The 5,793-nt window shown below is 56.9% G+C and carries 5 protein-coding genes and 1 pseudogene; 3 read left to right on the top strand and 3 right to left on the bottom strand.

Annotated features, from left to right (window positions below; translation table 11 throughout):
- Positions 1 to 334, top strand: a pseudogene (locus BLW69_RS22415) (DUF3829 domain-containing protein); the annotation flags it as partial.
- A 385-nt stretch (positions 335 to 719) separates the two neighbouring features.
- On the opposite strand, the gene BLW69_RS22410 reads toward BLW69_RS22415, so the two are convergent.
- The 3 genes from BLW69_RS22410 to BLW69_RS22400 form a co-directional block, all read right to left on the bottom strand.
- Positions 720 to 983 (bottom strand): DUF982 domain-containing protein, encoded by a 264-nt coding sequence (locus BLW69_RS22410; RefSeq protein ID WP_092665514.1) that lies wholly within the window; start codon positions 981 to 983, stop codon positions 720 to 722.
- Between the two features lie 23 nt (positions 984 to 1,006).
- Positions 1,007 to 1,363, bottom strand: coding sequence for an ArsR/SmtB family transcription factor (locus BLW69_RS22405; protein ID WP_175487311.1), 357 nt, complete (start codon positions 1,361 to 1,363; stop codon positions 1,007 to 1,009).
- 153 nt (positions 1,364 to 1,516) lie between these two features.
- Positions 1,517 to 1,885, bottom strand: coding sequence for a response regulator (locus tag BLW69_RS22400; RefSeq protein WP_092665510.1), 369 nt, complete (start codon positions 1,883 to 1,885; stop codon positions 1,517 to 1,519).
- A gap of 508 nt (positions 1,886 to 2,393) precedes the next feature.
- Here BLW69_RS22400 and BLW69_RS22395 point away from each other — a divergent pair.
- Together BLW69_RS22395 and BLW69_RS22385 are read left to right on the top strand one after the other, a co-directional pair.
- Positions 2,394 to 4,346, top strand: a complete 1,953-nt coding sequence (locus BLW69_RS22395) for a putative bifunctional diguanylate cyclase/phosphodiesterase (RefSeq protein ID WP_092665520.1) — start codon at positions 2,394 to 2,396, stop codon at positions 4,344 to 4,346.
- Positions 4,347 to 5,098: 752 nt separating this feature from the next.
- The coding region (locus BLW69_RS22385) for a GAF domain-containing protein (RefSeq protein WP_139283927.1) at positions 5,099 to 5,793 on the top strand (695 nt) is incomplete at its 3' end.

Here is a 5,793-nt window from a genome sequence, read left to right as displayed (position 1 = left end):
AAACGTCATGTTCCGGGCAGAGGCCGTGATGGACGTTATGCCGACAAACGAAAGGCCCGTGGTCGCCATGCCTGCATTCAGATCAGTGCTTGCCGCCTACGCTCAGGCTGTCCGGGAGTTCGACGACTACGCGCTGCAGCATCCCAACTCATTCCACGTGTTTGAGTCCAGCCCGGCGTCGCTCCTGTCCAAGCTTCGCAATTTCGACGAAAAACTCGAAATGGCCAAAGGCGACGCCCGCAAAGGCGCGGGCGACAATCTCGAATGGCTTGTCTCTGACTACAACACGATGGTCTCCACCTCAGAGTCCGCTACGGTGTTTGCCAAGGACTAAGATCCAATTACGCCATGCGCTGACCTCCGTTACTCAGGCGCTCGCTCCCTACGACGAGACGGCGTTCTCCGGCCGTTTCAGGAGAGGTGCCGAGGATTGGGTAGCAGAGGCATATGTGACGGGTCGGGTCTTCTTTGGCAGCGATTGAGCCGAAGGACGTCTCGGGGTCGGTCGACGGCGACGACGTGTTTTTTGCCTGAACCGAACAGGCGCTCCCGAAGTAATTACACCGCAAGGTGCGGGTAGCTACCGCAGCATTCTGATTTAGCGGACCGTGTCAGCCCATCTTGGCGGAACGTTCTCCTATCACTGGGCCGCGGTCGGCGGCCTTGTCGCGCTGACATTGGATGCGCGCCGCCTGGCCTCCTGATCGCTACTTCCAGCCTTAGCCTGGCTCCTCTAAACCCAAGTTGGCGCACGCGGCGAGAAAATGCGGACGCGACAATTCCGGGTCAACGCCGTTCAGAAGGGCGTGTTGGCAGAGATCGACTGCACGGATGTAACCCCTGTCCGACCTGGCCGCGCACGTCCTCAGATACCGCAACGCGTCAGCCGGACCAAGGATGGTGACGGTCGATGACGGCTCGTCTCCGATAATGACGACGGGCGCCCGCCAGCGCGCGTGGAAGTCGACTACGATGATGTTCATGCCGACATCTCCTGCTGTCGCGCTTACTGCCTGAGCAGTTCCACGACCACGGATTCGTCGACACCATCGACGTCTTGGGACGCGGGAACGTCGATGTTGAAAATCTCGTGGATGACCGCCAGTATCAAAGCGACCGATGCAGACTCGCTTCTGTAATAAATCGTCTGGGCATCGCGTCGCGTCTGCACCAAGTGGGCGTTCTTCAGTATGGTCAGATGCTGCGAAAGAGCCGACTGCCTCAGACCCACCATGAGGGCCAACTTACCAACCGAGGTTTCGTTTCTGCTGACGATATCTAGGATGAGCATACGCTTCCCGTTCCCGATTAAAGTCAGGAAGCTGGAGGCCTGGGCAATTTCCGACGCCGAGGGCATGGTCATACGCATCGTGGTATCTCCGGGCGCACGACGTCCTTCCCTGGTATGGGGAAGGCAGGTCTGCGCAATGGTGGGCCAGGACGGTTCCGGCCAGTGGCCATTCGACTCAATGGTCACGGACTGGAAAGGCAAGATGTCTTCTCGGACCTGAAACGGTCAGCTATCGATGATCTGCGCGCGGGACATTGCCTCAAACCTCGCGACTATGAGGTTGAGGTCGTATGGCTTCGAGTAGAACTGTGCCGACGGGGGCAAGTCGACGTCGCATGGCTTGATACGGCCCGATGCGACTACTATCCCAGCCTCTGGGAACCGCGCCGCCACTTCGTTGGCGAGGTCAACACCTGTAAGATGACCGGGCATCTGGATGTCGGTAAACAGGAAGTGGATGGCAGAATCGTCCATCTTGTCCATGGCCTCGTCTGCCGTACTCGCTTCGATGACCTCAAAGCCCGCATCCTCAAGAGCGTCCGTCACGGTCAGACGGATCAGAACTTCATCGTCGACTACCAGTACCTTACGCATCACCCACCCCTTGCATGTGGCGGGACAACAGAACCGTGCGGATATCGTTCCTAAATGGAAGTTGTTTTCAGAATTTAAGTTCAACCGCGCATTGAATAACGCTTTCGCGGCAGGACTGAAGGATGGATGGATGTCTTAATCGTCAAGGCGATCGCTCGTCGAAACTCCGACACGCTTCCAGACGCGCGGCTTAGGTGCCGCTCAGGTCAACAAGACATTAGACGGGGCGTGCACCGTCGCTGTGTCTCCCGACCGCCATCATCTCCCTGACTTGGGGGTCGTCGTCGAAGTCACGCAAGTCCCGGATAGGGACGGCTTCGGTGCATAGGAGTATTTGAAAGCGACACTCCTGGATTTGCTATTTCGACGCTACTCGATTGGTATAGATCAAAAAGAACGACGCTTTTGTCGGTAACGTGGTGCCTCTCCGGCTTTGATTAACCGTGCTGATTTCCGAGATCGTAACATGGGCATGTTAGGAACCGTTCATCAACGGACGGGCGAAATTATGAATCTGCACAGTGCACGGCGCGGTATCGGAGAATTCCTGTCCGTGCAAAGCGAAAACCCCGAGCTTCTCAAAGCTCAATATCGGGCTTTCACGCGACAGATGCCGATGATGTACTTCATCCTGCTTTCCAGCACGTGGGCGCTCGCCACGACCCACATGAGGGTTGCGCCGGGTTGGTTGACACTGGGCGTTCCGGCATTGCTCACGGTCGGCTGCGTGATCAGAGTGATCTTCTGGCTGAGAACCAGAAACGCGGATCTCTCTCCGGAACTCGCGCATGCCGCTCTCCTGCGTACCAATCGGCTTGCGGGAGGCCTTGCTATCGCCTTTACCGCCTGGTCCTTTGCATTGTTTCCGTACGGCGACGCCTACACCCGCTCGCACGTCGCCTTCTACATGGCGATTACCGTCATCTCTTGCATATTCTGCATGATGTACGTGCGTTCGGCGGCTTTCATCGTGACACTCGTGGTCAATGGTGCCTTCGTCGTGTTCTTCGTATCCACGGCGCAGCCTACCTTTGTCGCTATCTCAATCAACGTGTTGCTGGTCTGCGCCAGCATGATGTCAGTCCTTCTGACCAACTACCGGAATTTCGAAAGCATGGTGGTTTCGAAACAGCAGAGCGAGGCCCTGAGCCGAGAGAATTTCAAGCTCGCCAATCTCGATAGCCTCACCGGACTCGGCAATCGCCGAGCCTTCTTCGCGGAACTGGAAGCCGAGCTGGTGAAGGCTCGAGCGCGGGGAGAGCGGCTAGCTCTTGGAGTCATGGATCTAGACGGTTTCAAGCCCGTCAACGACCTCTACGGTCATTCGGTCGGTGATCGTCTCCTGGTCGAGGTCGCAACCCGCCTGTCGACCACTTTGAAGGCGAGCACGGCGTTCAGGTTAGGCGGTGACGAGTTCGCGATAATCGCTCCTCTTCCTCCGGAGAATACAGTGCTGGTGACGAACGCCAATGCAATTTCGGTGAAGCTGAAGGAGCCCTATCGTTTGCCGGAAGGTACGGTGCACATTTCGGCGTCAATGGGGATTGCGGTATTTCCCGATCTGGCTCTCAGTTGCGAGCAACTGTTCGAGCGAGCTGACTACGCGCTTTATCACGCTAAAAGGAGGCTGCGCGGGGGAGCGGTTCTATTCGACTCCGATCATCAAGACCAAATCAATGCCGAGGCCAGGATAGAAAGCGCGCTCAAGCAGGCTGACCTCAATGAGGAGCTTTCGGTCGTTTTCCAGCCGATAGTCGACATTCGCGACCTGGAAACATTAGGGTTTGAGGCTTTGGCGCGGTGGGATAGCCCACAGCTCGGCAAAATTTCTCCAGGTTGTTTCATTCCTATTGCTGAAAGAGCGGGCATCGTCGGATCGCTCACGAGGCCCCTTCTCAAGAAAGCGCTGGCTGCTGCTTCGAACTGGAGGCAGTCTCTGCGGTTGTCGTTCAACCTGTCAGCCCACGACCTGAATTCCGACGACGGCGTCTTGACGCTGATCGGGATAATTCGAGGTAGCGGCTTTGATCCGAAACGGCTCGATCTCGAGATCACGGAGACGGCTTTCACTCACGATTTTGCGCAGGTCACACGGTCCGTCGAAACCCTTCGAAGCCTGGGGTGTGGAATTTCGCTTGATGATTTCGGAACAGGATACTCGAGCCTGACGCGCCTTCATGCGTTACCGCTGACGAAGTTCAAGATTGATCGCAGCTTCGTCAAGGACTTGGATACGCGACCGTCCAGCTACAAGATCGTCAAATCCTTGCTGGCACTCAGTGCTGACATGGGACTGGATTGCGTTATCGAAGGCGTCGAGACGAAGGCGGAGCTTGCTGCCCTCACGGCGTTGGGAGGGACAAGTGTTCAAGGATACCTGTTTTCGCCGCCGATGCCGGAGAACGAAGCCGCGAAGTTCGCGGCTCGACCCAGCCGCTTCGACCGTCGAGTCGCGGTCTGACAGGTGTCCCTCTCTACGGACCACGAGATAGACATCTCCACCCCATTCTCCCACGACGAGTTCAAAATGCGCGGCGATTTCAGCGTGCGACCTATTGATTGCTGTGGAACGCGTGGACGTCGTCTGTATCGATGTAGCGTCCAATACTTCGCAGGTAAGCGACTATGTCCGCCCGCAGGTGATCACGCTCGCCGTACCTGGCGTCTATGTCGCCAAGAAGTCCCGATACTCTTTCGAAGTCCTCGTCTTTCAGGTCGCCGTCGCCAAACAGGTAGTGTTCTTGACCTACGGCGCAAATGTTGCAGCCCGTGGCCACAACGTCGCGTACAAATTCCGGAATCTGGGATGAAAGCATGCCCACGGGCCGCTCGCTTCTCTGAGGGGTTAGATCTGGTCTCATCGCTGCGCGTTTTGATGGAATTCTGAACACCTAGTACATGTCATTGCAACCCCTCAAAAGCGGGCTATTGACCGAAGCTCGGAAGCATTGCTCGGCGACTAACGACGTCAATCTGCCACTTGCACCACGTTCACACGTCCACTCCGTCCCATGCTATCCAAAAAGGTCTTTCGCCGGTGCGCGAAGTCATCCGGCGCCTCCGACCGCCGTGTAGCGCGGCACCACCGTCAATCTGTCGGCGGGCAGGCGACGTTGTAGAAAGGCTCATCTCGATAAACTTTTACGTGCATCAGAAACCCGAAATGAATGCTAGGATGTCAGAGTGACGTATCCGTTGAGAGACTGGGTTCCTATGATCTTGAAACTGCAGAACGTCATTCTCGAGATGATCGCCCGCGGCGAAGCTTTGCAGGCGACGATCGAGCGAATATGCCTTGAAGCTGAAGCCTTGGTTCCGGGGACGGTGTGCTCGGTGTTGTCAATTCGCGACGAACGCCTTCATCCTTTAGCTGGACCCTCGCTGCCTTCCTCATATTCGGCCGTGCTGGATGGTGTGTCTATCGGGGCATCCGTGGGTTCCTGTGGCAGTGCGGCCTTCCAAGGGGAGGCGGTAACCGTCACAGACATTGAACATGACCCTCGCTGGGTGGATTTTAGGGATGTGGTTCTGCCGCTCGGCTTCAGGGCATGTTGGTCGACGCCGATTTTCAGTGCCGACCGCGTCGTCGCGACGTTCGCTTTCTATTTCCGGGAGTGCAGGGGACCAAACGAGCTAGAGCAGCGCATCGTAGACGCCTGCATTTATCTCTGTGCGATCGCGATCGAGCGAGAGGAGCGGGTCCAGGAGCGTCAGCGCCTGACTTACACCGACGTGCTGACAGGACTGCCCAATCGGGCAAAGTTCAGTCAGGTTCTGCTGAATTACACCGAACGCCTAGAGGGCGGTTGGGGCGTAATCCTGGCAGACCTGGATAACCTAAAGGTCGTCAACGATACGTTCGGACATGGTGCCGGAGACGAACTCATCCAGATCGTTGCAACAAGGAT

Source organism: Rhizobium sp. NFR12 (genome assembly GCF_900108545.1).
In the GTDB taxonomy this organism is placed as follows: Bacteria; Pseudomonadota; Alphaproteobacteria; order Rhizobiales; family Rhizobiaceae; genus Neorhizobium; species Neorhizobium soli.
This window is presented reverse-complemented; position numbering and strand designations above follow the sequence as displayed.

Bases quoted from the DNA above. Each gene is read 5' to 3' on its own strand.
- BLW69_RS22410 (WP_092665514.1), bottom strand. From the start codon at position 983: ATGAACATCATCGTAGTCGACTTCCACGCGCGCTGGCGGGCGCCCGTC.
- BLW69_RS22405 (WP_175487311.1), bottom strand. From the start codon at position 1,363: ATGACCATGCCCTCGGCGTCGGAAATTGCCCAGGCCTCCAGCTTCCTG.
- BLW69_RS22400 (WP_092665510.1), bottom strand. From the start codon at position 1,885: ATGCGTAAGGTACTGGTAGTCGACGATGAAGTTCTGATCCGTCTGACC.
- BLW69_RS22395 (WP_092665520.1), top strand. From the start codon at position 2,394: ATGAATCTGCACAGTGCACGGCGCGGTATCGGAGAATTCCTGTCCGTG.